The 25,532-nt window shown below is 71.4% G+C and carries 23 protein-coding genes and 1 tRNA gene; 16 read left to right on the forward strand and 8 right to left on the reverse strand.

Annotated features, from left to right (window positions below):
- Nucleotides 1–78 precede the first annotated feature (78 nt).
- Entirely contained in the window at nt 79–849 is a 771-nt protein-coding gene (locus ACWCO8_RS13035; protein WP_451032273.1) for a YcnI family copper-binding membrane protein, read from the reverse strand.
- Nucleotides 850–1,082: 233 nt separating this feature from the next.
- A complete protein-coding gene (locus tag ACWCO8_RS13040; RefSeq protein ID WP_451032274.1) occupies nt 1,083–1,889 on the reverse strand; it encodes a hypothetical protein in 807 nt (268 codons plus the stop codon).
- 221 nt (nt 1,890–2,110) lie between these two features.
- Here ACWCO8_RS13040 and ACWCO8_RS13045 point away from each other — a divergent pair, with 221 nt between their 5' ends.
- The gene (locus tag ACWCO8_RS13045; RefSeq protein WP_362005201.1) at nt 2,111–2,557 is read left to right on the forward strand and encodes an ATP-binding protein; all 447 of its coding nucleotides are present in this window, start codon (nt 2,111–2,113) and stop codon (nt 2,555–2,557) included.
- A gap of 88 nt (nt 2,558–2,645) precedes the next feature.
- Here ACWCO8_RS13045 and ACWCO8_RS13050 read toward each other — a convergent pair whose 3' ends face one another.
- Nucleotides 2,646–4,103, reverse strand: a complete 1,458-nt coding sequence (locus ACWCO8_RS13050; protein WP_451032275.1) for an aminopeptidase P family protein — start codon at nt 4,101–4,103, stop codon at nt 2,646–2,648.
- A gap of 220 nt (nt 4,104–4,323) precedes the next feature.
- Complete coding sequence (locus ACWCO8_RS13055; protein WP_451032276.1) at nt 4,324–5,940, reverse strand: PP2C family protein-serine/threonine phosphatase; 1,617 nt, start codon at nt 5,938–5,940, stop codon at nt 4,324–4,326.
- Nucleotides 5,941–6,321: 381 nt separating this feature from the next.
- Here ACWCO8_RS13055 and ACWCO8_RS13060 point away from each other — a divergent pair, with 381 nt between their 5' ends.
- The gene (locus tag ACWCO8_RS13060) at nt 6,322–7,002 is read left to right on the forward strand and encodes a bifunctional DNA primase/polymerase (protein ID WP_451032277.1); all 681 of its coding nucleotides are present in this window, start codon (nt 6,322–6,324) and stop codon (nt 7,000–7,002) included.
- A 281-nt stretch (nt 7,003–7,283) separates the two neighbouring features.
- Nucleotides 7,284–7,904, forward strand: coding sequence for a hypothetical protein (locus ACWCO8_RS13065; RefSeq protein WP_451032278.1), 621 nt, complete (start codon nt 7,284–7,286; stop codon nt 7,902–7,904).
- 230 nt (nt 7,905–8,134) lie between these two features.
- On the opposite strand, the gene ACWCO8_RS13070 is transcribed toward ACWCO8_RS13065, so the two are convergent.
- The 3 genes from ACWCO8_RS13070 to ACWCO8_RS13080 all read right to left on the reverse strand — a co-directional run bounded on the left by ACWCO8_RS13070 (nt 8,135) and on the right by ACWCO8_RS13080 (nt 10,941).
- A complete protein-coding gene (locus ACWCO8_RS13070; RefSeq protein WP_362005194.1) occupies nt 8,135–9,103 on the reverse strand; it encodes a DUF5926 family protein in 969 nt (322 codons plus the stop codon).
- Between the two features lie 306 nt (nt 9,104–9,409).
- The gene (locus ACWCO8_RS13075; RefSeq protein WP_362005191.1) at nt 9,410–10,012 is read right to left on the reverse strand and encodes an ATP-binding protein; all 603 of its coding nucleotides are present in this window, start codon (nt 10,010–10,012) and stop codon (nt 9,410–9,412) included.
- 95 nt (nt 10,013–10,107) lie between these two features.
- Nucleotides 10,108–10,941, reverse strand: coding sequence for a glycerophosphodiester phosphodiesterase (locus ACWCO8_RS13080; RefSeq protein ID WP_451032279.1), 834 nt, complete (start codon nt 10,939–10,941; stop codon nt 10,108–10,110).
- Nucleotides 10,942–11,130: 189 nt separating this feature from the next.
- On the opposite strand from ACWCO8_RS13080, the gene ACWCO8_RS13085 reads away from it, so the two are divergent.
- From ACWCO8_RS13085 to ACWCO8_RS13105, 5 genes are all read left to right on the forward strand, one after another.
- Nucleotides 11,131–12,558 (forward strand): S1C family serine protease, encoded by a 1,428-nt coding sequence (locus ACWCO8_RS13085; RefSeq protein ID WP_451032280.1) that lies wholly within the window; start codon nt 11,131–11,133, stop codon nt 12,556–12,558.
- A gap of 46 nt (nt 12,559–12,604) precedes the next feature.
- Nucleotides 12,605–12,689: transfer RNA gene (locus tag ACWCO8_RS13090), tRNA-Ser, on the forward strand.
- Nucleotides 12,690–12,928: 239 nt separating this feature from the next.
- Nucleotides 12,929–14,419 carry an APC family permease gene (locus tag ACWCO8_RS13095; RefSeq protein WP_451032281.1) on the forward strand — a complete coding sequence of 497 codons (1,491 nt, stop codon included), beginning with the start codon at nt 12,929–12,931 and terminating at the stop codon, nt 14,417–14,419.
- The gene (locus ACWCO8_RS13100) at nt 14,416–14,853 is read left to right on the forward strand and encodes a hypothetical protein (RefSeq protein ID WP_451032282.1); all 438 of its coding nucleotides are present in this window, start codon (nt 14,416–14,418) and stop codon (nt 14,851–14,853) included. The genes ACWCO8_RS13095 and ACWCO8_RS13100 overlap by 4 nt, the downstream gene beginning before the upstream one ends.
- Nucleotides 14,846–16,195 carry a M20/M25/M40 family metallo-hydrolase gene (locus ACWCO8_RS13105; protein ID WP_451032283.1) on the forward strand — a complete coding sequence of 450 codons (1,350 nt, stop codon included), beginning with the start codon at nt 14,846–14,848 and terminating at the stop codon, nt 16,193–16,195. Before ACWCO8_RS13100 ends, ACWCO8_RS13105 begins: the two co-directional genes overlap by 8 nt.
- Here ACWCO8_RS13105 and ACWCO8_RS13110 read toward each other — a convergent pair.
- A complete protein-coding gene (locus ACWCO8_RS13110; protein WP_451032284.1) occupies nt 16,171–17,082 on the reverse strand; it encodes a bifunctional DNA primase/polymerase in 912 nt (303 codons plus the stop codon). The two genes, ACWCO8_RS13105 and ACWCO8_RS13110, sit on opposite strands and share 25 nt — an antisense overlap.
- 370 nt (nt 17,083–17,452) lie before the next feature.
- On the opposite strand from ACWCO8_RS13110, the gene ACWCO8_RS13115 reads away from it, so the two are divergent.
- The 8 genes from ACWCO8_RS13115 to ACWCO8_RS13150 all read left to right on the forward strand — a co-directional run bounded on the left by ACWCO8_RS13115 (nt 17,453) and on the right by ACWCO8_RS13150 (nt 25,480).
- Nucleotides 17,453–17,761, forward strand: coding sequence for a hypothetical protein (locus ACWCO8_RS13115; RefSeq protein WP_361957779.1), 309 nt, complete (start codon nt 17,453–17,455; stop codon nt 17,759–17,761).
- Between the two features lie 227 nt (nt 17,762–17,988).
- Nucleotides 17,989–19,155, forward strand: a complete 1,167-nt coding sequence (locus ACWCO8_RS13120; RefSeq protein ID WP_451032285.1) for an acyl-CoA dehydrogenase family protein — start codon at nt 17,989–17,991, stop codon at nt 19,153–19,155.
- Entirely contained in the window at nt 19,152–20,174 is a 1,023-nt protein-coding gene (locus tag ACWCO8_RS13125; RefSeq protein ID WP_451032286.1) for a bifunctional MaoC family dehydratase N-terminal/OB-fold nucleic acid binding domain-containing protein, read from the forward strand. Before ACWCO8_RS13120 ends, ACWCO8_RS13125 begins: the two co-directional genes overlap by 4 nt.
- A 1-nt stretch (nt 20,175) precedes the next feature.
- Nucleotides 20,176–21,294, forward strand: a complete 1,119-nt coding sequence (locus ACWCO8_RS13130) for an acyl-CoA dehydrogenase family protein (RefSeq protein ID WP_451032287.1) — start codon at nt 20,176–20,178, stop codon at nt 21,292–21,294.
- Nucleotides 21,291–21,692 carry a MaoC family dehydratase gene (locus ACWCO8_RS13135; protein WP_362005169.1) on the forward strand — a complete coding sequence of 134 codons (402 nt, stop codon included), beginning with the start codon at nt 21,291–21,293 and terminating at the stop codon, nt 21,690–21,692. Before ACWCO8_RS13130 ends, ACWCO8_RS13135 begins: the two co-directional genes overlap by 4 nt.
- Complete coding sequence (locus tag ACWCO8_RS13140) at nt 21,689–22,855, forward strand: lipid-transfer protein (protein WP_451032288.1); 1,167 nt, start codon at nt 21,689–21,691, stop codon at nt 22,853–22,855. Before ACWCO8_RS13135 ends, ACWCO8_RS13140 begins: the two co-directional genes overlap by 4 nt.
- A gap of 159 nt (nt 22,856–23,014) precedes the next feature.
- The gene (locus ACWCO8_RS13145; RefSeq protein ID WP_362005166.1) at nt 23,015–23,563 is read left to right on the forward strand and encodes a SigE family RNA polymerase sigma factor; all 549 of its coding nucleotides are present in this window, start codon (nt 23,015–23,017) and stop codon (nt 23,561–23,563) included.
- Nucleotides 23,564–23,833: 270 nt separating this feature from the next.
- The gene (locus ACWCO8_RS13150) at nt 23,834–25,480 is read left to right on the forward strand and encodes a long-chain fatty acid--CoA ligase (protein ID WP_451032289.1); all 1,647 of its coding nucleotides are present in this window, start codon (nt 23,834–23,836) and stop codon (nt 25,478–25,480) included.
- The last annotated feature ends 52 nt before the right edge of the window (nt 25,481–25,532 follow it).

A 25,532-nucleotide genomic window follows, 5' to 3' on the forward strand; every position in this document is an offset into this window, starting at 1 on the left:
CTCTCGGTTCTCTCGTGTCTCTCGTGACTCGCGTGTCCGTCGGTCTCTCTGGTCCCTCTGCGCCCTCAGGGCGCAGGGTCAGGCAGAGCGGCGACGGCCGGCGAGCAGACCGAAGGCGACGCCCGCGACGCCGATGAGGATGCCGACGACACCGAGCACGCGCGCGGTGGTGTCACTGCTGTCGGACGCGGAGGAGGCGGACTCGGTGTGGCCCTTCCCGTCCTCGGCCTTGGCGTCCGACTTGTGGTCGTGACCGGCCTTCTCGTCGGTCTTCGGGTCCGTCGTGGCGCCGCCGCCGTGGTGGTCGTCCTTGGCCGCGGAGAGCTTCAGGACGGGAGCGGGGTGCTCGGGCTCGGCGGCGCCCTCCTTGGGCTCCTCGATCCAGCGGACGACCTCGTTGTTGTCGTAGGTCTGGATGGCCTTGATGACGAGCTGGTCGGCGTTCTCCGGCAGCTGGCCGAGGGAGAGCGGGAACTGCTGGAACTGGCCGGGGCCGATCTTCGCGCCGCCCTCGGCGGTCCAGGTGACCTTGGTGACGGCCTCGTTGATGGTCTTGCCGTGCAGCTCCAGCGGCTTGGCGAGCTTGGACTTGGTGACCTCGGCCTTCCAGCCGGGGACGGGCTGCGGCATCACCGAGGCGAGCGGGTGGTCGGCCGGGAAGTTGACCTCGACCTTGACGGTGGAGGCGTTGTCGCGCTCGTTGGGGACCTTGACGTTGACGGTCGCGTAGCCACCCTTCGCGGCCTCGCCCTGCGGCTGCACGCCGACGTGCGCGAAGGCGGTGCCGGAGAGCAGCACGACGGAGGAGAGGGCGATGCCGCCGGAGACGGCGATACGGGAAACGTTCATGGCAGAAGACACTCCAGCTCGGGAGAGGGGTCGGGGCTCCGGCACGCCGACGACCGGAGGCTTGCGATCCGGGTACGTGCGGGTGCTGGCGGTACGGGTGCCGGTCGTACAGGTGCCGGTCGTACGGGTGCCGGTCGTACGCAACGCGGTCGTACGGAACGGTGAGATCCGGGTACGGCGTACGCAGCGTACGAAGGGCAGCGGGCGGTTCCGCCCTGAACAGGCGGTCCGCGTCAGGCCGCGAGGGCGAGGGCGGAGGCGGGCGGCCCGCGCCGGATGACCGTGTGCTGGAGTGCCTCCGCGCCCGACGGCGGTGAGGCGTCGTCGCCGGTCCTGGCGGGCCGGCGCGGCTCGGCCGCCGGAAGCCCGGGAAGGCCGGTGAGGAGTGCCTGTACGAGCGTCAGGGCGGCGCGCAGGGAGCGTACGAGGGCGCATTCGGCGAGCTCGGTCGCCCCGTGCGCGGAGAGCCGGGCGAGCCGGCGGAGGGCCAGGTCGCTGCGGCGCAGCAGCCAGCCGGTGGCGAGCGCGGCCAGCAAGTGGCCGAGCACCATCGGCAGGTTGGGCAGGAGCTCGCCGCTCTGCGCGGCCGCCCCGGTCGCCAGATGGGCGGCGTGGCCGGGGTGCGCGTGGGTGGCGGCGGAGGTCGGGTCGACGCCCGCGTCGGCGAGGATCCGGGTGGCGTCGGCGGCGCTCATGGGGGCCGTGTTGGGGCCGCAGACGAGCTTCGCGGCCATCCGGATCAGCGCGTCGTCGGTGGCCGGCCCCAGGGCGGAGACCGAGAGCGGCCGCTGCCCGAGCCCGAACAGGACGTGCAGCCCGAGCTGTCCACCGGTCAGGGCCGCGACGATGACGGGCAGCGAGCGTTCCCGTCCGGCGAAGAGCACGGTGACGCCGAAGATCAACAGGAACCCGGCGACCAGAGTCCACAGAGCGATCCCCGCGCAGGCGGCGATCGCGTGCCCGAGGCCGGACAGCACGACGCAGACCGCGGTGAACACCGCGGCCCTCAGCAGACGTGGCGCGAGCGCGGGGGCAGACATGGCGGGAGACATCATCGCACCAGGCCCCGGCCCTCCATGCGGCAGGTCCGGAAGATCGCATTTCGGCCTCTTCGGGCGGGACATACACCGGCGCACGGTGTGCGCACATCCGCTGAACGAGCGCTCTTATGGCTCCCAGGGGCTTACGGACCTCCAGGCGTGGCAATAGGTAACGGTATGTCGCGCCGCAGCATGTCGAGCCGCAGCCAGGAGGCTGAAGCATGAGCATCTGGTGGTCCCTCCATCTGAGGCGCGAGGCCGCGAGCGTTCCGCTCGCCCGGCGGCTGTTGCTCGGCACCATGGAGACGGCCGGGGTCGACCCCGATGTCTCCTACGACCTGTCGGTGGCCCTGACCGAGGCATGCGCCAACGCCGTCGAGCACGGCGGAGCCACCGGTTCCGGCCCGGCTTCGGAGGCGTACCGGGTCACGGCCTATCTGGACGGCGAGACCTGTCGTATCGAGGTCGCGGACGCGGGCCCGGGCTTCGCCGGTGTGGCGCGCCCCGCTGCCGCCGTCGCCTCGGACGCGGAGAGCGGGCGCGGGCTGCGGCTGATCGAGGAGCTCGCGGACCATGTCCACTTCGGCCGCACGGGCCGGGGCGGGGCGCTGGTCAGCTTCGACAAGATCGTGAAGTGGCGCGCGGACGCGCCGTTGGCGCTGACCTGAAGCAGTTCCTCGCCCCCATACGTACGGGAAGGGCCCCCGCCGACCGTCGTCGGTGGGGGCCCTTCCCGTCACAGGTGCGAGTCCAGGCTCAGCCCTTCAGGCCGGCCATCCACGCCTCGACTTCCTCGGACCGGCGCGGCAGGGAGTCGGAGAGGTTCCGGTTGCCGTCCTCCGTGACGAGGATGTCGTCCTCGATCCGGATGCCGATGCCCCGGTACTCCTCCGGCACGCTCAGGTCGTCGGCCTGGAAGTAGAGCCCCGGCTCGACGGTCAGGCACATGCCCGGCTCGAGCGTGGTGTCGACGTACGCCTCGGTGCGCGCGGCGGCGCAGTCGTGGACGTCCATGCCGAGCATGTGGCCGGTGCCGTGCAGGGTCCAGCGGCGCTGGAGGCCGAGCTCCAGGACGCGGTCCACGGGGCCCTCGACCAGGCCCCACTCGACGAGCTTCTCGGCGAGCACGCGCTGGGCGGCGTCGTGGAAGTCGCGGTAGGCGGCGCCCGGCTTGACCGCGGCGATGCCCGCCTCCTGCGCCTCGTACACGGCGTCGTAGATCTTGCGCTGGAGCTCGGTGTAGCGGCCGTTGATCGGCAGCGTGCGGGTCACGTCGGCGGTGTAGAGCTCGTTGGTCTCGACGCCGGCGTCGAGGAGCAGCAGGTCACCGGAGCGGACCGGACCGTTGTTGCGCACCCAGTGGAGGGTGGTGGCGTGCGGTCCCGCGGCGCAGATGGAGCCGTAGCCGACGTCGTTGCCCTCGACGCGGGCGCGCAGGAAGAACGTTCCCTCGATGTAGCGCTCGCTGGTCGCCTCGGCCTTGTCGAGGACCTTGACGACGTCCTCGAAGCCGCGGGCGGTGGAGTCGCAGGCCTTCTGGAGCTCGGCGATCTCGAACTCGTCCTTGACGAGACGGGCCTCGGAGAGGAAGACGCGCAGCTCTTCGTCGCGCTCGGCGGTGACCTTGTCGGTCAGCGCGGCCTCGATGCCGGCGTCGTGACCGCGCACGGCGCGGACCGGGCCGGTGGCCTCCTTGAGGGCGGCGGCCAGCTCGCGGACGTCCTTGGCCGGGATGCCGAGCAGCTGCTCGGCCTCGGTCAGGGAGTGGCGGCGGCCGACCCACAGCTCGCCCTGGCCGTCGAGCCAGAACTCGCCGTTCTCGCGGTTGGAGCGGGGCAGCAGGTAGATCGTCGCCCGGTGGCCGGTCTTCGTCGGCTCCAGGACGAGGACGCCGTCCTCGGTCTGGTCGCCGGTCAGGTAGGCGTACTCGGTCGAGGCGCGGAAGCCGTACTCGGTGTCGTTCGAGCGCGTCTTCAGGTTGCCCGCGGGGATCACCAGGCGCTCACCGGGGAAGCGCGCGGAGAGCGCGGCGCGCCGGTCGGCGGTGTGCGCGGCCTGGGCGATGGGCCGCAGATCGTGCAGCTCGGTGTCGGCCCAGCCGGACTTCATGTTCTCGGCGAGCTCGTCGGACACGCCCTGGTACAGGCCGTTCTTGCGCTGCTTGATCGGCTCTTCGGTCTCGTCCGGGGTTTCCGGGGTGAGCTCGTCTGCCACGGGGGGTCTCCTTTGGTACGACGCTGAACCCACTCCATCGTACGGTCGTACGGAAGAAGGCCCAGGGCCGGAAGACCCGTCACGCGGGGCTCACTCGACGTGCCCGAATCGCCCTGATTCAGACCCGCCGGAACGGCCCGGATCCAGACCCGCTCACAGTCCCGCTTTCAGACCCGCTTTCAGACCCGCTTTCGGTCCGGCCACCTGTCCCGCCCGAGCGTCATTCGAAGCGGGCCGCGAGCAGGACCACGTCCTCTCCCTCGACGTCCGCAGCGGCAGCGGCATCGCCGCCCATCCCCTCCGGCAGCAGCGTGCGCAGGATGTGGTCGGCGATGGCTCCGGGATCCGTACGGTCCGCCTTCGGGACGCCCGCGGCGGCTGCGTGCAGCCGGGCGAAGGCCCGGTCCATGGGGTCGCCGGTCCGGCGGAGCAGCCCGTCGGTGTAGAGCAGCACCGTTTCTCCGGGGGCCGGGGCGATCTCGACGCTCGGCGCCTCCCAGCAGGCGAGCATGCCGAGCGGTGCCGACAGTGAGGTCTCGACGAACTCGGTCCGATGCTCGCCGATGATCAGCGGAGGGGTGTGGCCCGCTCCGGCGAGGACGATCTTGCGCTGCTTGGGCTCGGAGTACGCGAAGAGCGCGGTCGCCGACCGGGCGGGCTCGGTGAGCCGGAGCAGGAGTTCCAGGTCGGAGAGGACGGCGACCGGATCCTCGCCCTCCATGACCGCGTACGCCCGCAGGGAGGCGCGCAGCCGCCCCATCGCGGCGAGCGCGCTCGGCCCGGTCCCGGAGACGGAGCCGACGGCGAGGCCCAGGGCGCCCTCGGGCAGCGGAAGCGCGTCGTACCAGTCGCCGCCGCCCTGGGGGCCGGTGCGGTGGCGGGCGGCGAGCTGGACGCCGGGGACCCGGGGGAGCCGGCTGGGCAGCAACTCCTCGGCGACGGTGGCGACCTGGACGCGGGCGCGCTCCAGCTCCAGGAGGCGGGCGAGGTGCTCGGTGGCGTAGCGGCCGTAGAGACCGACGAGATCGCGCTGGCGCTCGACGGGTTCGGCGGGCTCGTCGTAGAGCCAGACGACGGCCCCGAGCTTGCCCGCTGCCTCGGTGGCGAGGGGGAGCGCGTAGCTGGCGGCGTAACCGAGCCGGGCGGCGACCTCGCGGTGGCGCGGGTCGAGCTCGGGCTCGCCGAGCAGGTCGGGGACGGCGATCGGGTCGGGGATGGCGGCGGTGCCGGAGCGTGCCTCGGAGGAGCCGAGGCCGGGGGCGGCCAGTGGGTCGGCGGGGGCGGTCGTGGCTCTCGACCCCGCCGGTTCTGGGAGCCCGTCCAGGATGCGGCCGTACGAGGTGGCGCTCCGCGGAACCGTCTCGATCGTGCCGAGCTCGGCGTGCGCGAGCCCGAGTCCGACGGTGGAGGCGGGGCCGCGGCCGTCCGCCGGTTCGAAGACCGCCATGCCGCGGCGCGCGCCGACGAGGGCGGCTCCGGCGCGCAGCACCTCGCGCAGCGCTTCGTCGAGCGAAGCGGTCTTGATCAGGCGTTCGGTGAGTTCATGGAGGGTGGTGAGGTCGGAGACCCAGCCGGCCAGCCGGTCCTGGATCAGTGCGCCGGGGATGCCCGGAAGGGCCGCCGCGGAGGGGTTTACGGGCGGGACGGGCGCGGTAGTGTGCGCGGGCGAGGGAACCGTGGAATCGATTCCAGCCACTTTCGGCAGGTGTGGGGCGCTCATGTCGGACGGCTTTCCGACGGGTGCGTTTCGCTCAATAGCATCGCAAACCCCCATGTCAATCTGCGCCGCTAGCAATGCATCCACATGTACACGCACAAGAGGAGCGATGTCCAGCATTGTCCCCACGGGACTTGTGGTGTCCGTGGGGTTTGGCGGAAGGGTTGAAGTGCAGGCCAAGTTGGCCGAAAATTGCCCCCTCGGTGCACCATTTGCGGTCGACTGGCGTCGTTTGAAAGCGCGTTGATTTGAACGTGATGGGTACGTAATCGGTGATGGCCAGGGGTAGTTGAAGCTGCCCCGGAACCTGGCAAGGTGCCTGGGCGTCCTCACCGCCGCAGGCCGCGCCCCTCCAGTGGACGACGAGCCTCAGCTCGGCCGCTCCCGCCCCACCGCACGGGGCGGTGACCCGCCGACCTTGTACGCGCTGCTACGCACGGTGAAGTGATCTGCACATGGTGTGATGTGGATTCGGCGTTCAACGGAAAGGAACGAGCGCTCATGCGCGAGATCCTCGGAAGGCGACGCAGGTTCCGGCTTCGGCGCAGGGAAAGGACCGTCCAGCTCGACGCGGCGCTCGTGTGCGCCACCGAGTGGGGCTGGCCCGTTCTGCCCGGTGTCGGGCTGAAGGCGACGACCCGTACGTCCAGAGGGGCCGGCTGCGCCTGCCCCGACCCCGGGTGTGTCGTACCCGGCGCACACCCCTTCGACCCCGGACTGCTCGCGGCCACCACGGACGAGCGCATGATCCGCTGGTGGTGGACCCGGCGCCCGGACGCCCCGATCGTCCTGGCCACCGGAGGCGGCGCGCCCTGCGCGGTCAGCCTGCCGGCCGTCGCGGGAGCGCGCGCCCTGGCCGCCCTCGACACGATGGGCATGCGGCTCGGCCCGGTCGTGGCGACGCCCACGCGCTGGTCGCTGCTGGTCGCCCCGTACGGCCTCGAACAACTCGGCGATCTCCTGTACGCGAAGGACGACGTGCCCAGTTCGCTGCGGTTCCACGGCGAGGGCGGCTACCTGCTGCTGCCGCCGTCGGTCGCCGGGACGGGCCAGGTGCGCTGGGAGCGCGCCCCGCTGGAGGGCTCGGCGAGCCCCTGGCTGCCGGACGTGGAGGCGGTCGTGGACGCCTTGGTCGAGGCGAGCACGGGCGCGCCCGGGGGCGGCAGCAGACTCACGTACTGAGGGCGGCGCTGAGGGGCGCCTGCCGACGGGTGGTGCTGACGGCGTACCGACGGGCGGCACTGACGGGCGTCCCGACGGGTGGTGCTGACGGCCGTACTGAGGAGCGGCGCTGACGGGTGGTGCTGCCGGGCGTACTGGCTGTGCACGGAGGCGAGGCCTCACCCATACGGGTGTGAGGCCGCCCGACTTGTACGGGAAACGGGCGCGCGGCGCGCGATGCGCCGCCGGTCCGCCGATATCTTCGGCGGACCGTTCACGAAGCGTCATAGCCAGCCGGGCAGGTGGGTCCCTTGAATCTCCGCATGATCGGGCTCGGGGCCGCCGTGGTGTGCGCCACGCTCCTGCCGCTCGTCGCCCTCGCCGGCCAGGCGTCCGGCCCAGGCCCGGACGGCGACGCCAAGCCTCAGGCGGACCGAGGCGCGGACGGCGGTCTGCTGCCGGGTCTCGGCCTCGGGGGCGAGCAGGCGACACCGTCGCCGCCCACGCCCACACCCACGCCTCAGGACGGCCCCCAGGCCTCCCCGCCGGGCGAGCCGGCGGCCGCCCCCGCCCGCAGTTCGCACTGTGGCCCGGAACTGACCTCTCCGGACGGGATCGAGGCGCAGACCTGTGTGCTCACGGAGGGCCCCGACACCTGGGGGCGTACGTACTACCGCAACGCCGGTGGCCAGCGGCTCGACGCCGTACTCACCCTGATGGGGCCCGCGGGGCGGACCGTACAAGTGCGTTGTGCCGTTGTCGCGCGGGATGAACCGGGGGCGTGCGAGACGCCCAGGGAGCGTGCGCGGGGCGCGGTCTCGGCATATTCGGCCGTAGCGGAATTCGCGGGTGCGGGAGAGGGATCCAATACGCCGCTGCTGCTGCGGGCCGGGAGCAACACGGCCGGTGCAGGCGGAAGTTGAGATTCCGGACGGTGTCGCGGTGACCCGTCCGGGCATGAGAAGACCCGATCGCTGGCGACGGGGGATGCACCAGCGACCGGGCTTCTAGAACGGTAACAAGAGATCTGCGGTTCGCAAATTCGATCTCGGTTATTCGGACAGGGATTTACCCGACCGCACGAGGAGTTGTGGCGGATGTCACCGACTGGTCGGTCTGTCAGTCCACACCGTCACCACACGCCCCTCGCGTATCAGCTGAGCGTGACCTGACGGTTGGTGAGGCCGCCGCGCGCCCGGCGCTCCTCCGGGGTGAGCGGGGCGTCGGTGGCCAGCGCCGCGGCGAGTCGCTCGGCGAGCTCGGCGGCGGGCTTCTCGCAGTCCTCGGCGCTCATCGACGTCGGCAGGTCCCAGACCGGGACCATGAGGCCGTGGGCCCGGAAGGAGCCGACCAGACGGGTGTTCTCGCCGAGGGAGGACGTGCCGGCGGCGTGCAGCCGGGCCAGCGCGTCGAGCAGCTTCTCCTCGGGGTGCGGCATGACCCAGCGCAGGTGGTTCTTGTCCGGGGTCTCGCACCAGTACGAGGAGTCGACGCCGGTCAGCTTGACCGTGGGGATGGCGGCGGCGTTGGCGCGCTCCAGGGAGGCGGTGACCTCGGCGTTGGAGTTGTCGGCGGACTCCGGAATCCAGAATTCGAAGCCCGTGTGCACGACCGGCGCGAAATCGCTGTTCGGGTCGAGCAGATCCTGCAGGCGCGGGCCGTCGGCCGGCACGCGGCGCGGGGTGACCGGAGAGCCCGGCTCCGTCTCCAGGGCGCGCAGCAGGGTGTCCGCGAGGTCGCGGGCGAGGTCGCCGGAGGAGGAGTCGTTCTGGAGGGCGAGGAGGACGGAGCCGTCGTCGCGGCGGAGCGCGGGCCATGCCATGGGCAGCACGGTCGCGAGCGTCACGGACGGGACACCCTCGGGGAGGCCGTCCTTCAGCGTGAGCGGGACGGTGGCGGCGGGCACCAGCTCGCGCAGCGCGACCCAGTCGCACTCGCCGGGCAGTCCCTCGAAGGGACGCTGGACCAGCTCGGTCACGGCGTGCGCGGCGGCCCGGCCGTGGCACGCCTTGTAACGGCGGCCCGACCCGCAGGGGCACGGCTCGCGCGCACCGACGACCGGGATCTCCCCGTTCGTGACCTGTGCCTTGGCGGCCTTCGTCTGGGGGCGCTTCTTGGCCATGGTGTGGCTTCTCCCGATAGCGGCAGTGCTGTGATGCAGGGCCGCACATGGTGCACGGCTCTGTGTCGGGCGAGCCTAGCCGTACGGGAGTGCCGAGGGGCTCAAGCGGGGACGTTCACTGCTCGGGGGAGGCCGAGGGCACGGTGCCCGGCGGTCTCCCGGACCGACAGTGCCCGGCGGTCTCCCGGACCTGGGTACGCGACGGTTCAGGCCGCCGTACGCGTCCCGGTGGAGGCCGCCGTCGTACGCGTCCGGTTGAGGCCGCCGGTACGCGCGCGTCAACCCAGGCCGCCGGACGCGCGCGCGTCAATCGAGGTCGTCGTACGCGTCCAGGAACTCGAAGCTCGAGCCGCCGCCGACCCGCGCGGCGAAGTCCTCGCGGCGATGGCCCTCGGTGACCAGCACCCAGACCGTCACCTCGCCGGACGCGCTGTCCCGTACGCCCCAGTCCTGAGCCAGGGCGCTGATGATGTTCAGCCCGCGGCCGCCGCGCGCGGTGACCGAGGGCGTCGACGGAACGGGCCGGGTCGGGCCACCGCCGTCCGTCACCTCGACCGTCAGCCCACCGGACGGATCGACCCGCCAGGCCGCCCGGACATCCCCGTCGCCCACGTCCGCCCGCCCCAGCGGCCTGCCGTGCCGGCAGGCATTGCTGAGCAGCTCGGAAAGGATCAGTACCGCGTCGTCGACGACCGATTCGGACATCCCGCTGCGGATCAACTGCTCCCGCATACGGTGTCTCGCTTCACCCACGCCCGCAGGGCCATGGGGTACGGCCATGCTCGACGACGTGGGCACCTCCTGTGCCACCACCAACGCCACCCCCGAGACCTCCTTTGCCCCACGCCACGGTGTGGATGCCCCAATGGCCTGGACCGGAAACCGCCCCATGAGCGTGCGGTGACGCACTCGTGACGATCGAGTACGGACCGAACGCGCCGGTGCACTCCCTGTTAACCGAGAGACGGATGGGGCGGACGGGTCAGGAGGGGCCGGGGATGGGGTCAAAGACGGCCCAACTGGGACAGCACTTGCTGGGGTCGGTTGGTGATGATCGCGTCGACGCCGAGCCGCTCGCAGAGTTCGACGTCCTCCGGCTCGTCCACTGTCCATACATGGACCTGGTGTCCGGCCTTCTGGAGCCGAAGGATCACGGCGGGGTGGTGGCGGACGATCCGGATCGACGGTCCGGCGATCACCGCGCCCGCCGGGAGCCGGCCGTCGCGCAGCCGGGGGGTGACGAACTGCGAGAGCGAGACGGTGGGGAGGTTCGGCGCGGCGGCCGCGATCCGGTGCAGGGAACGCGCCGAGAAGCTCATGACCCGTACGGGAGACTCCTCGGGGGTGGCCGGCTCCGCGAGGCCGAACCGCTTGAGCAGGTGGAGGAGTCGTTCCTCGACCTGGCCCGCCCAGCGGGTGGGGTGCTTGGTCTCGATGGCCAGCTCGACGCGGCGCCCGGCGTCGGAGACCAGCTCCAGGAGACGTTCCAGGGTCAGTACGGAGGTGAGTCCCTGGTCTTTCCAGTCCGGGCTCTCCCCCGCCTCCTCGCGCCCCTTCCACGTGCCGAAGTCGAGGGCGGCGAGGTCGGCGAGCTCCAGCGCGGAGACGGCGCCGCGGCCGTTGGAGGTGCGGTCGACGCGTCGGTCGTGGACGCAGACGAGGTGGCCGTCGGCGGTGAGCCGGACATCGCACTCGAGGGCGTCGGCGCCGTACTCGATGGCCTTCACATAGGCGGCGAGCGTGTGCTCGGGGGCTTCTTCGGAGGCTCCGCGGTGGGCGACCACCTGGACAGGGGTGGGGTTCGGGTGCGGCCGAGGGTGCTGCCGTGCGTGGGTCACCGCGTCATGGTGCCATTGGCGGAGCGGGCGCATGGAGGCGCGTCCGTTCTGTCCGTAAATAAAGAATCGGACGCAGATGCACAGCTCCGCCTTACAGTGGCCTGACGTCCAGTGGGAAAAGCTGTTCGCAGCACCTTTGTGAAAAACCACCCACCCACGCAGTGAACCGCAGTGAACGAGGAGAGAGCCGTGAGCACCGAGAACGAGGGCACCGAGGTTCCGGCGGACCCGAGTGCCCCGTCCGCCCCTCCCGCCCCTCCTATGCCGCCCACGCCCCCGTCGTCGGCGGACGACGTCCACCCGGAGCAGCAGACGCAGGTGCAGCCCCAGGTACACGCACAGGCACAGGCGCAGGCGCACGCGCCGACCCCGGAACCGGCGACGGCCGCCACTACTACCGCTGCGGCTGGCTGGCCTCCGCCGCCCCCGGCCGTACCGGCAGCCTGGGGCGCGTCGGTCCCGCCCGCCCCGGAGGCGCCGCGGAAGCGGACCGGCGGCCTGGTGGCGGCGGTTCTGGTGGCGGCGCTCGTGGCCGGCGGTGTCGGCGGCGGCATCGGCTACTGGGCGGCCGAGCGCGGCGACGACGGGATCAGCTCGACGACGGTCTCCGTGGGCGACTCCCCGGCGTCCTTCAAGCGTGACCCGGGCACGGTCGCGGCGGTGGCGAACAAGGCGCTGCCGAGCGTGGTGACCATCCAGGCGAAGTCCGGGGGCGGTGGCGGCGGTGACAGCGAGGGCGAGGGCGGCACGGGCACCGGCTTCGTCTACGACAAGGAAGGCCACATCGTCACCAACAACCACGTGGTGGCGTCGGCGGCGGAGGGCGGCACGCTCTCGGCGACGTTCTCGAACGGCAAGACGTACGACGCGGAGGTCGTGGGCCGGGCGGAGGGCTACGACGTGGCCGTCCTGAAGCTGAAGAAGGCCCCGGACGGGCTGGCTCCGCTCCCGCTCGGCGACTCCGAGAAGGTGGCGGTGGGCGACTCGACGATCGCGATCGGCGCGCCCTTCGGCCTGTCCAACACGGTGACGACGGGCATCATCAGCGCCAAGAACCGCCCGGTCGCCTCGGGCGACGGCTCCGGCGGCAACAACTCGTACATGAGCGCCCTGCAGACGGACGCCTCGATCAACCCGGGCAACTCCGGCGGCCCGCTCCTGGACGCGAGCGGCGCGGTCATCGGCATCAACTCGGCGATCCAGTCGACCGGCAACGGCTTCGGCCAGTCCCAGGCGGGCTCGATCGGCCTCGGCTTCGCGATCCCGGTCAACCAGGCCAAGAACGTGGCCGAGCAGCTGATCAAGACGGGCAAGCCGGTCTACCCGGTGATCGGCGCGACGGTGAACATGACCGACAAGGGCGCGGGCGCCACCATCGCCCAGGAGGGCGCGGGCGGCACGCCGGCGATCACCCCGAACGGCCCGGCGGCGAAGGCGGGCCTGAAGCCGGGCGACGTGATCACCTCCCTCGGCGACCGCCAGATCGACAGCGGCCCGACGCTCATCAGCGAGATCTGGACCCACAAGTCGGGCGACACGATCAAGCTCACCTACGAGCGCGACGGCAAGCCGACCACGACCACGGTCACCCTCGGCGAACGCACGGGCGACAACTGACCGGCTAGGCTGTCCCCCGCGCCACCCCGAACGGGACCCGGCGCGGGGTGGGTTGCCCGAGCGGCCTAAGGGAACGGTCTTGAAAACCGTCGTGGCGCAAGTCACCGTGGGTTCAAATCCCACACCCACCGCTTGAAGGTCGGAGAAACAGCACGTCAGAGGGCGGGCCCCGGATTCCGGGGCCCGCCCTCCGTGCTCACACCGCCTCACCCTGGATCGGCCGTACATCTCGGTGCCGACCAGTGCGTATGCCCGGTACGCGGCCGGTCGGAGAGTTTGCCTGCCCTGGGCGGCCTAACCGGACGTGCCGAAGAGTCCGGCCGCGATGAGGATGAAGCGCGGGTTCGTGGTTGCTTCGAGGAGGTATCCGATGAGTGCGGCGGACGTACCGGCGAATGGTGCCGAAGGGGCGGGCAGAGCCCGGACGACGAGTGAGGCTCGTACCGCGGTCGCGCCGCAGAAGATCGCGTGGCTGACGCTGGCCCTGATGACGACCAGCTCGGTCGCGAGCCTGCGGGCCTCGCCCACCATGGCGGTGTACGGCCTCGCCTGTGTGTTCCTCTATCTGGTGCCGGCCATCGTGTTCCTGCTGCCGACCGCGCTGGTGTCGGCGGAGCTGGCCTCGGGGTGGAAGGGCGGGGTCTACAACTGGGTCGCACAGGGCCTGTCGAAACCGCTCGGCTTCCTCGCGGTCTGGTGCCAGTTCGCGATGACGATCTTCTACTACCCGAGTCTGCTCGCCTACGTGGCCAGCACGATTTCCTACGTGATCAACCCCAGCCTGGCCAGCAACGGCGTGTACACGGCCATCGTCATCGTGGTCCTGTACTGGACCGGTGTCTGGGTCTCCTCGCGCGGCACCAATGCCGTCGCGGGCCTGGCCTCCTGGGGCCTGGTCATCGGCACGCTGATCCCCGGCGCGCTGCTCGTCGTCCTCGGCATCGTCTTCCTCGGGCAGGGCAACCCGTCCGCCGCGCCGATGACCGCCTCGCACATCCTCCCGGAGTGGACCGGCATCGCCAGCCTGGTGCTGATCGTGAACAACTTCCTCAGCTACTCCGGCATGGAGATGAACGCGGTCCACGTGAACAAGCTGCGGGACCCGGCCAAGGAGTTCCCGAAGTCGATGTTCCTGGCCATGGGCATGGTCCTGCTGATCTTCATCCTCCCGGCGCTCGCCATCAGCTGGGTCATCCCATCCAGCCAGCTCAGTCTGACCGCCGGCGTGATGCAGGCCTTCGACGCCTTCCTCCAGTACTTTCACATCGGCTGGCTGGTTCCGATCATCGCGTTCGGGCTGTGCGCCGCGTCGCTCGGCGGCATGCTCACCTGGCTGGCCGGCCCCTCCAAGGGCCTGCTGCTGATCTCGCGTGAGGAGGGCTACCTGCCGCCCTTCCTGCAGAAGCTCAACAGCCGCGGGGTCCAGCAGAACATTCTCGTCACCCAGGGCGTGGTCACCACGGTCATCGCCCTGATGTACGCGCTGATCCCCAATGTCTCCAGCGTCTACTGGATCTTCTCGGTCATCACCACGCAGGTGTACCTGATCATGTACCTGCTGATGTTCCTGGCCGCGATGCAGCTCCGCCGCAAGTTCCCCGACCACCCCCGGGGCTACCGCGCCCCGATGCTCAAGACCCTCTGCTGGGTGGGCTTCGTCTCCTCGGCCCTGGCCATGGTGATCGGCTTCATCCCGTCCTCGCAGTTCGGCGGCGGCAGCGCCTGGGCCTATGTCGGCATCGTCGGCGGCGGCCTGCTGTTGCTGGGAGTGATCATCCCGTGGAGCTTCCTCAAGGCCCGTAAGCCCAGCTGGCGACAGCCCGAGGCCGACGCGGCCCAGGTCGAGGGAGGTGCGGCATGAGCCCCACCCGGATGGCGTCCGAGCACAAGTGGATCTACATCGGGTCGATCGTGGTGCTGGTGGTCATGATGATCATCGGACTCTTCACGTACAAGCAGCAGAAGGCCACCAACGAGGCGCACGCGAAGGCGAACCAGCTGAACGACGCCCTGGTCGCCCAAGGCTTCCAGCCCCGCAATACGGGCAACATCGCCAACGTCCTGGGCACCGACGGCGGCCCGGTCTGCGAGGACCCCAACTCGGCCCTCAAGCGCGGTTTGTGGCTCGTCCAGATGGCCAACGGCGCCGCCGGCCCCGGCATGCGCCCGGTCATCGCCGACGACCGGGTCCTCCGGGCCGGCCTCGAAGTCGTCGAGGTCTACTGCCCGGACAAGCTGGACGAGTACCGGGAGAAGATCGAGGACCTCAAGACATCGGACACCGTCAATGACTGACCTCGCCGACCGCGTGGCCGCCCTGATGCCCCGTGCCAAGGAGGACCTTGCCGAGCTGGTCGCGATGCCCTCCGTCGCGGACCCCCGCCAGTACCCTCCCGAGAACTGCCGGCGCACCGCCGAGTGGGTCGCCGCGGCCTTCACCGGGGCCGGGCTGCACGACGTGACCCTGGAGCCGACCCCGGACGGCAGCCTCGCCGTCCTCGGTCACCGCCCGCCGCCGCCCGGCGCTCCCACCGTCCTGCTCTACAGCCATTACGACGTGCAGCCCCCGCTGGACGACTCCGCCTGGCACTCCCCGCCGTTCGAGCTCACCGAGCGCGACGGGCGCTGGTACGGGCGCGGCGCGGCCGACTGCAAGGGCAACATCGTCATGCATCTCACCGCGCTGCGGGCGCTGGGCGACGACATCCCGGTCGGGCTGAAGCTGGTCGTCGAGGGTTCGGAGGAGCAGGGCACGGGAGGTCTGGAGGCGTACGTTCCCGAGCATGCCGACGACCTGCGCGCGGACGCCCTCCTCATCTGCGACACCGGCAACGCGGCCGTCGGGGTCCCCACTGCCACGACCGTGCTGCGAGGCCTGGCCAACGTCGTCGTCACCGTCTCCACCCTCGCCGGCGACATGCACTCGGGCATGTTCGGCGGCCCCGCCCCCGACGCGTTGGCCGCGCTGATCCGGATGCTCGATTCGCTGCGCGACGCCGACGGCGCCACCCGCATCGACGGCCTGGACGTCGACGGGACCTGGCAGGGCGTCGGCTTCGACGAGCGGCAGTTCCGCGACGACGCGGGCGTGCTCGACGGGGTCGCCCTGCTCGGCACAGGCAGTGTCGCGGACCGGCTGTGGGCCCGTCCGGCGGTCACCGTCCTCGGCATCGACTGCCCTCCGGTGGTCGGCTCGGCCGCCGCCGTACCCGCCCGGGCCCGCGCCCGTGTCAGCCTCCGGGTTCCGCCCGGTACGAACGCGGACGCGGCCGCCGAAGCCCTGACGGCGCATCTGGAGCGTCACGCCCCTTGGGGTGTGAAGGTGTCCGTGGAGCGGGAGGGCACCGGCTCGCCGTTCCGCGCGGCCACCGACGGTCCCGCGTATGCCGCGCTGGACCGGGCGATGCGGGAGGCCTACGGTCGGCCGGTCTCCTTCCTCGGCCAGGGCGGCTCCATCCCGCTGTGCAACATCCTCAGCGACACGTTTCCCGACGCTGAGCTGATCCTCATGGGCGTCGAGGAGCCGCGCTGCCTCATCCACGCTCCGAACGAGAGCGTCGATCCCACCGAGATCGAGCGGATGGCGCTGGTGGAGGCGCTCTTCCTTCGCGACTACGCCGATCGAGTCGGCAACTGACGGCACCGTGCGTTTTCGGTGTGCTGGGTCAGGCGGGCCGCCGATTGGATGGTCGTGCGGGCCTCGTGTTCGGTCAGGCCCGTGTGGACGGCCGCCGTGGTGAGGGCTTCGGTGAGGGAGTCGCCGAGGCCGTTCTCGTAGGCGCGGCAGGCCGCCCAGAAGAGGCGCGTGTTGCGTTGGCCCTCGTGGGCCGTGCGGACGAAGTGGATCAGGCCTCGGCCGTGGCCCTGGCCGGCGGTCTGAGGGTGGCGTGGGGGTGGTGCCGGGGGTGCGATCAGGGTCAGGAGGGGGCGGGGGCAGGGGGCCGGGTCGAGGTGTTCGCTGCCGGGGGCCAGCCGGTACGCGCCCTTGGCCGTGACCGAGCCTGGTCCCACCAGGTAGCCGCCGGCGCCGCGGATGTCGATGCCGGGGGCGAGGCGGCTCGCCGAGTTCGGGACGACGACGTCCGGCGGGCCGGTCAGCCACAGGTGCCGGCCGCCGCTAGGGGTGAGCACGGTGACCGTGGCCGGCAGCGTGAAGAGGTGTTCGAGCGCCAGGTGGCGCAGCTCGGCCGTGACGTCCGCGGGCGCGTCCGTGTGCTTGACGTCGAGGTCGACACCGATCAGGTGGTACGGCGTGCGCCCGCAGGCGATGCCGTATCCGGTGGCCCAGGGCGCGGCGGCGAACAGCGCCCGTACCCCCGCGAGGTCGGTGGTCGCGTCGTGCACGCCGTGTCCGGGGCGGCCGCACTCCCCGTGGCAGCCGGAGGGGTGCGGGTCGTCCCGGTGCGGGGAGCGGATCGCGGGGAGCTTCGTGGCGGACAGGGGGATGACGGGGAGCCCGCGCTCTGCCGCTGACAGCGCGTGGGCGAGGGCCAGGGTGGCGGAGCGCCGGTCGGAGGTGGCCATGCGACTAGTTTCGTACACACGTTCGAAGAAGGGAAGGGGGCAGGGCTCGGGCGGTCGGGAGGATTGGCTGAAAATCTGCCGGAACGCTTCCTCCCTTGCGGCGGCTCACCTCCGGTGGCGCGAGGTCGTCGTCGGGCGGGTGAGCTGCGCCTTTGGGTGCGCGCAGGTGGTTTATCGACTTGTCCTCACGCTTGAGGGGGAATCGGCCGCTGAGGGGTGGTTCGCCGGGGATTGTGTGGGCAACTCTGGAGTCGCGACGTCGAGCACAACGACCGAGGCGGTCGGCCAACTGCCTTGGAATCAGCCGTACTTCAGTGCGCAGCACAGCACTGCAATGCACTACACAGCTTCAGCTCACGGAGGAAATGACATGGCAAGCATCCGTACCGCCCGCGTTCTCGCCGCCGCCGCCGCGCTGCCCCTGGCCGCCGCGCTCTTCACCGGCGTTGCCCAGGCCGACAACGGCGGCTTCGCGGACGACGGATCGAACACGAGCGTCGCCTCCATCATCGGCAGCGGCGTGGGTGGCGACAACTACGGCAACTCGACCACCACGCAGCAGGTGGCCACCGGCTCCGGTGCCTCCAATCAGAACAACACCGCCAGTGTGAACGGCTCCGCGTTCACGAACATCGAGCAGTCGAACGCGACGGTCAACTTCTACCCCTGGTGGTTCTAGTTCCCCAGCTGGGTCCGGCCCGACGGGGGGAATGACGGCGGGGTGAAAGGCGGCCCGCGCGACGGTGCTTCGGCATCGGCGCGCGGGCCGCTGTCGTGTGTACGCATGCCTGTGGAGGCATGCGTGCCATGTGCCCACCTGGGCCGCGCGCGTCCGTGACCTTGACAGGCTCCCGGTATCTGACGGACAGTCAGAAACCTTAGTCGTACCCCCGGGAGGCCGTCGCCGTGCACCTCGCCCCGACCGAGCGGCAGCTCCGGCTGCGCGCCGAACTCCGCGCGTACTTCCGTGACGTGATGCCCGACGGCCCACCGCCCCCCGCCGACACCGCCGCGCAGCGCGCGCTGCTCCGGCGGATCGGCCGTGACGGCATGCTCGGGCTCGGCTGGCCGCAGGAGTACGGAGGCCAGGGCCGAGGCCCCGACGAGCAGTTCGTCTTCTTCGACGAGGCGTACCGCGCCGGTGCCCCCGTCTCCATGGTCACGCTCAACACCGTCGGCCCGACCCTGATGAAGTACGGGACCGAGGAGCAGAAGGCGTACTTCCTGCCCCGGATCCTGCGCGGCGAGGCCGTCTTCGCCATCGGGTACAGCGAGCCGGAGGCCGGCACCGACCTGGCCTCGCTCCGAACGAAGGCCGTACGGGACGGGGACTCCTGGCTGATCGACGGGCAGAAGATCTTCACCTCGAACGCCCAGAACGCCGACTGGATCTGGCTCGCCTGCCGCACCGACCCCGACGCCCCGCAGCATCGGGGCATCTCCATCGTGCTGGTCCCGACGGACGCCCCCGGCTTCTCGTGGACGCCGATCGAGACGGTCGGCGGGCTGACGACCACGGCGACGTACTACGACGGCATCCGCGTCCCCGCCGGGAACCTGGTCGGCGAGGAGAACGGCGGCTGGGGGCTGATCACCAACCAGCTCAACCACGAACGGGTCGCCCTCGCCGCGATCGGCATGCAGGCCGAGGACTTCTACGCGGCCGCGCTCGGCCGGGCACGCACCCCCGATCCGGTGACGGGGCGACGCCGTGTTGACGAGCCGTGGATTCGGATTCGAGCCGCCGAGGCGCATGCCCGGCTCGCGGCAACGCGCCTGCTCAACTGGCGTTTGGTGGGGGATGTGGGGGCGGGTCGGCTGGCCCCCGGAGACGCCAGCGGGGTGAAGTTCGTGGGAACCGAATCGGCGGTGGAGGTGTACCGAATATGTCAGGAGATCGCGGGCGGGGCGGGACTGGTGAGGGCGGGGTCGCCGGGGGAGTTCGACGGCGGTGAGCTCGAGCGGATGAACCGCGCCGCGCAGATCAACACCTTCGGGGGAGGGGTGAGCGAGGTGCAGCGCGAGATCGTCGCGACGATGCGACTCGGCATGAAGGGGAGGGGGCGGCGATGAGGGATGGACTGGACGGACGGGGCGGACTGGACGGACTGGACGGACGGGGCGGACTGGACGGGCAGGGCGGGCGGGGCGGGCTGGGCGGTGGGCCGGGCGGACTGGATGGGCTGTACGAGCGGCTGAAGGCTTACGAAGGGCAGGCCGCCGCCACCGCGGGCGCCGGCAAGGACCTGGTCAACGAGCCGATGATCAGGCACTGGTGCGAGGCGATGGGCGACACCGACCCGGCCTACCGGGGGCCGGACGCCGTCGCGCCGCCGACGATGCTCCAGACGTGGACGATGGGCGGTCTGTCCGGCCACACCGACCGCTCCGGGGCGTACGACGAACTGCTCACGCTCCTGGACGAGGCGGGGTGCACGTCCGTCGTCGCCACCGACTGCGAGCAGGAGTACGTGCGGCCGCTGCGACCGGGCGACGCGATCACCTTCGACGCGGTCATCGAATCGGTGTCGGACCGCAAGACCACCAAGCTCGGCACGGGGCACTTCGTCACGACCCGCATGGACATCCACGCCGACGGCGAACTGGCGGGGACCCACCGCTTCCGCATCCTCAAGTACGCGCCGGCGGCGGCGAAGCCGAAGGGGAGCGGCGCTCAGCCTGCCGCCCGGCGGCCCCGGCCGGTGATCAACCGGGACAACGCCGGGTTCTGGGAGGGCGTGGCCGCGCACCGGCTGCTCATCCAGCGCTGCACCGGCTGCGCGACGCTCCGCTTCCCCTGGCTCCCGGGGTGCAACGCCTGCGGATCGCAGGAGTGGGACACGGTCGAGGCGAGCGGGGCCGGGACCGTCTTCTCGTACGTGGTGATGCACCACCCGCCCTTCCCGGCTTTCGACCCGCCCTATGCCGTCGGGCTGATCGAACTGGCCGAAGGCGTACGGATGATCAGCAACGTGGTCGGGGTGCCGTACGACAAGGTCCGGATCGGGATGCCGGTCCGGCTGGAGTTCCTCCGCGTGGACGAGGACCTTGAGCTGCCCGTGTTCCGGGCGCAGGACGGCGGGGAGGGCTGACATGGACTTCACGCCCACGGAGGAGCAGGGCGCGGCCCAGGAGCTGGCGGCCCGGATCTTCGGCGATCTCGCCACGCACGAGCGGCTCGCGGCGGCCGGCACGGGCACGGACGCCGAGCTGTGGAAGGCCCTGTGCGCGGCCGGGCTGCCCGGGGCGGTCGAGGAGATCGGGCTGCTCGGCCTGGTGCTGCTCGCCGAGGAGCAGGGGCGGGTGACGGCCCAGGTGCCGTTCGCCGCGAGCTGTGTCTTCGGCCTCCTCGCCATTGCCCGGCACGGTACGGACGAGCAGCGGGAGCGGCTGCTGCCGGGCCTCCGGGACGGTACGACGGTGGCGACCGGAGCCTTCCCGCCCACCGGCCACGTGCGGGCCGGAGCGGACGGCCTGCTCACGGGGACGGTGGAGTGGGTGCCCTGGCTCAGGGACGCCACGCACGTCCTCGTACCGGACCAGGAGGGCACGCTCTGGCTCGTGCCCACGGCGGCCGGGTCGGTCGGCGGTTCGGTGGGCGGCTCGGGGGTCGCTTCGGTGTGCGGCTCGGAGGGCGCGTCGGCGAGCGGCTCGGTTTCGGTGGAGCCCGTCGAGCTCACCGCGCCGTGGGCCGCGGGGCGGCTCGTTCTCGACGGTGCGCGCGGGGAGCGGATCGGGGGCGCGGGCGCCCGCGGAGACGCCCGCGCGGACGTCCTGGAGATGGCCCGGGTCGTGTTCGCGGGGCTCCAGGCCGGCGTCTGCGCCGGGTCTCTGGCCCGGGCCGTGGCGTACACCTCGGTACGGGAGCAGTTCGGCCGCCCCCTCTCCACCCACCAGGCCGTCCAGCTCCGGGCCGCCGACGCCCACATGGACACCGAGGCGATCAGGGTGACCGCCTATGAGGCCGCCTGGCGTCACGACGAGGGCCTGCCGGCCGCCGAGCACGCGCTGACCGCCGCCTGGTGGGCGTCGGAGGCGGGCAAGCGGGTCGTGCACGCGGGCCAGCATCTGCACGGCGGCATGGGCGCCGATCTGGACCACCCCGTCCACCGGCACTTCCTCTGGGGCCGGCAGCTCGACGCCTACCTCGGCTGCGGCACCGAACTCCTCGCCGAACTGGGCGACCTGATCGCGAACGGAGAGGCCTCATGAAACCCGGGTACGAGTTGGCGCCCCTGGTCGTCCCGATCACCCGCACCCTGATCGTCGCCGGGGCCGTCGCCTCCCGCGACTACCAAGACGTGCACCACGACGCGGAGTCGGCGAGAGCGAAGGGCTCCCCCGACATCTTCATGAACATCCTGACGACCAACGGCCTGGTGGGGCGGTACATCACCGACCGGCTGGGCCCCGGCGCGGTGCTGCGCAAGGTGGCGATACGGCTCGGCGCGCCCAACTACCCCGGAGACACGATGACGTTGACGGGGACGGTCACCGAGGTCGACGGCGTCACCGCCCAGGTGCGGGTGGTCGGTGCCAACGGGCTCGGTCACCACGTCACCGGCACGGTGACAGTGACGCTGCCGACGCTGCCGGAGGTGGGGGCATGAGCATCCGGAAGGCCGACCTGCTCGGGGGGCGCGCCGCCGTGGCGGGGATCGGCGCGACCGAGTTCTCCAAGGACTCGGGCCGCAGCGAGCTCAAGCTGGCCGTGGAGGCGGTGGGGGCTGCCCTCGACGACGCCGGGCTGACCCCGGCGGACGTCGACGGCATGGTCACCTTCACCATGGACACCAATCCGGAGATCACCGTCGCCCAGGCGGCCGGCATCGGCGAGCTGTCCTTCTTCTCCCGCATCCACTACGGAGGCGGGGCCGCCTGCGCCACGGTCCAGCAGGCCGCCCTCGCCGTCGCCACCGGGGTCGCCGAAGTCGTGGTCTGCTACCGGGCGTTCAACGAACGCTCGGGGCGCCGCTTCGGCTCGGGGGTCCAGCAGCGCGAGCCCTCCGCCGAGGGCGCCGCGCTCGGCTGGCAGCTCCCCTTCGGGCTGCTCACACCGGCCTCCTGGGTCGCGATGATCGCCCAGCGGTACCTCCACACGTACGGTCTGACACCGGACGCCTTCGGGCACGTCGCCGTCACCGACCGCCGGTGGGCGGCGACCAACCCCGCCGCGTACTTCCACGGCAAACCGATCACCCTCGCCGATCACGCCGCCTCGCGCTGGATCGTCGAGCCGCTCCGGCTCCTCGACTGCTGCCAGGAGACCGACGGCGGCCAGGCGATCGTCGTCACCTCGGCCGAGCGCGCCCGCGACCTGCGCCACCCGCCCGCCGTGATCGTCGCCGCCGCGCAGGGGGCCGGCCGCGCCCAGGAGGCGATGACGAGCTTCTACCGCGACGACCTGACCGGCCTGCCCGAGATGGGCGTGGTGGCGAGACAGCTGTGGCAGACCTCGGGCCTCGCACCCGGCGACATCGACGTCGGCATCCTCTACGACCACTTCACCCCGTTCGTGCTGATGCAGCTGGAGGAGTTCGGGTTCTGCGGACCGGGGGAGGCGTCCGAGTTCGTCGCGGCGGACGCGCTGCCGCTGAACACGCACGGCGGCCAGCTGGGGGAGGCGTACCTCCACGGGATGAACGGCATCGCGGAGGCCGTACGCCAGGTGCGGGGCACGTCCGTGAACCAGATACCCGGCGCGGCCAGGACGCTGGTCACGGCAGGCACCGGAGTCCCGACCTCCGGTCTGATCCTGGCGGCGGACGGCTGACGCGCGGGGGTGAGCCGGGGCGGGCGGACCCCTACTCGCGCGTCGCCCGCCCTCCACCTTCAGGAGGTCCAGCTGTCCCCACCCCTACAACCTGAGGGGGAGTGCGGTTCGGGACCTGGGGCCGATCCGCCGCCAGGTGCCCGCTCCTAGCGTGGAGTCATGACTCCGCCACCTTCCGGCCCCGTCTGCGTCGGCGCCTCCACGGCCGCCGCCGGCTACCCGTCGTTCTCGTCCTACGTACGGGCTCGGGGGCCCGTGCTGCTGCGTACCGCCCGCTCGCTGACCGCGAACCCGGCGGACGCGGAGGACCTGCTGCAGACCGCGCTGACCAAGACGTTCGTCGCCTGGGAGCGGATCGAGGACCACCGCGCCCTGGACGGCTACGTCCGGCGTGCGCTGGTGAACACTCGTACGTCCCAGTGGCGCAAGCGCAAGGTCGACGAGTTCGCGTGCGAGGAGCTGCCGGAGCCGGCCGGACTGCCCGAGCCCGACCCGGCCGAGCGGCAGGTGCTGCACGACGCCATGTGGCGTGCGGTGATGAAGCTCCCCGACCGCCAGCGGGCGATGGTCGTCCTGCGGTACTACGAGGACCTCAGCGAGGCGCAGACGGCCGAGGTGCTCGGTGTCTCGATCGGTACGGTCAAGAGCGCGGTGTCGCGGGCGCTCGGCAAACTCCGCGAGGACCCGGAGCTGGCGCCGGTGCGGTGAGGGACGGCGGCCTCCTGGCCGGCAGGCAGCCCCAGCCCTAGGGCAGCCAGCCCCAGAGCGGCCCCCGGCCCGGGCAGCTCGTGACCGTCGGCCCCGGCAGTTCGTGACCCCCTCGCCCCGCCAGCCCCCACAGCCCAATCAGCCCCGTCGCCCCCACCTCTGCCAGCGATCACTGGCAATTTCCGTACTCCCGGGTAGTGACATACCGCGTGGTACGTGAGCAGAATCTGGACACCCCTACTGCCACGTAGCGCCCACCGGGAGGACGCCGTGCTGAGCACCATGCAGGACGTACAGCTGACTGTGAGCCGCATCCTGAACCACGGGATGACGATCCACGGAAAGTCCGTCATCACCACCTGGACCGGGGAGCCCGAGCCGCACCGCCAGACCTTCGCGGAGACGGGCGCCCGCGCGACCCAGCTGGCGAACGCCCTGCGGGACGAGCTCGGAGTCACCGGTGACCAGCGTGTTGCCACGCTCATGTGGAACAACGCGCAGCATGTCGAGGCGTACTTCGCCATCCCTTCCATGGGCGCCGTGCTGCACACCCTCAACCTGCGGCTGCCCCCTGAGCAGTTGGTCTTCATCGTCAACCACGCCGTCGACCGGGTCGTCATCGTCAACGGCACACTGCTCCCACTCCTCGCCCCGCTCCTCCCGCACCTGCCGACCATCGAGCACATCGTGGTCGCGGGCCCCGGCGACCGTTCCGTCCTCGACGGCGTGACGCCCCGCGTGCACGACTACGAGGAGCTGATCGCGGGCCGCCCCACCACCTTCGACTGGCCCGAGCTGGACGAGCGTTCGGCCGCCGCCATGTGCTACACCTCCGGGACCACGGGTGACCCCAAGGGTGTCGTCTACTCCCACCGTTCGATCTACCTGCACTCCATGCAGGTCAACATGGCCGAGTCGATGGGTCTGACGGACCGCGACACGACCCTCGTCGTCGTCCCGCAGTTCCACGTCAACGCCTGGGGCCTGCCGCACGCCACGTTCATGACCGGCATCAACATGCTCATGCCGGACCGGTTCCTCCAGCCTGCCCCGCTCGCCGACATGATCGAGCGCGAGAAGCCGAGCCATGCCGCCGCCGTCCCCACCATCTGGCAGGGCCTGCTCGCCGAGGTCACCGCCAACCCGCGCGACCTCACCTCCATGCGGCAGGTCACCATCGGCGGCGCCGCCTGTCCGCCCGCGCTCATGGAGGCGTACGACCGGCTCGGCGTCCGCCTCTTCCACGCCTGGGGCATGACGGAGACCTCCCCGCTCGGCACCATGGCCCATCCGCCGGCCGGTCTGTCCGACGAGGAGCAGTGGCCGTACCGCATCACGCAGGGCCGCTTCCCGGCGGGCGTCGAGGCCCGCCTGGTCGGACCCGGTGGCGAACGGCTGCCCTGGGACGGCGAGTCGGCCGGTGAGCTGGAGGTACGCGGCACCTGGATCGCGGGCGCGTACTTCGGCGGCATCGACGGCGAGCCGGACCGCCCGGCCGACAAGTTCAGCGAGGACGGCTGGCTGAAGACCGGCGACGTCGGCGTGATCAGCCCCGACGGCTATCTCACCCTCACCGACCGCGCCAAGGACGTCATCAAGTCCGGCGGCGAGTGGATCTCGTCGGTCGAGCTGGAGAACGCGATCATGGCGCACCCGGAGGTCGCCGAGGCGGCCGTCGTCGCCGTCCCGGACGAGAAGTGGGGCGAGCGCCCGCTGGCGACCGTCGTCCTCAAGGAGGGTTCGACGGCCGACTACGTGACGCTTCGGGACTTCCTCGCCGAGTCGATCGCCAAGTGGCAGCTGCCCGAGCGCTGGGCGATCATCGCGGCCGTGCCGAAGACGAGCGTCGGCAAGTTCGACAAGAAGGTGATCCGCAGGCAGTACGCGGACGGTGAACTGGACGTCACCCAGCTGTAGTCAGTACGGAAGTTCGCACGGAAGTGAGGAGAGGGGGAGCGGTCCACCGACC

The organism is Streptomyces sp. NPDC001927, from assembly GCF_053594455.1.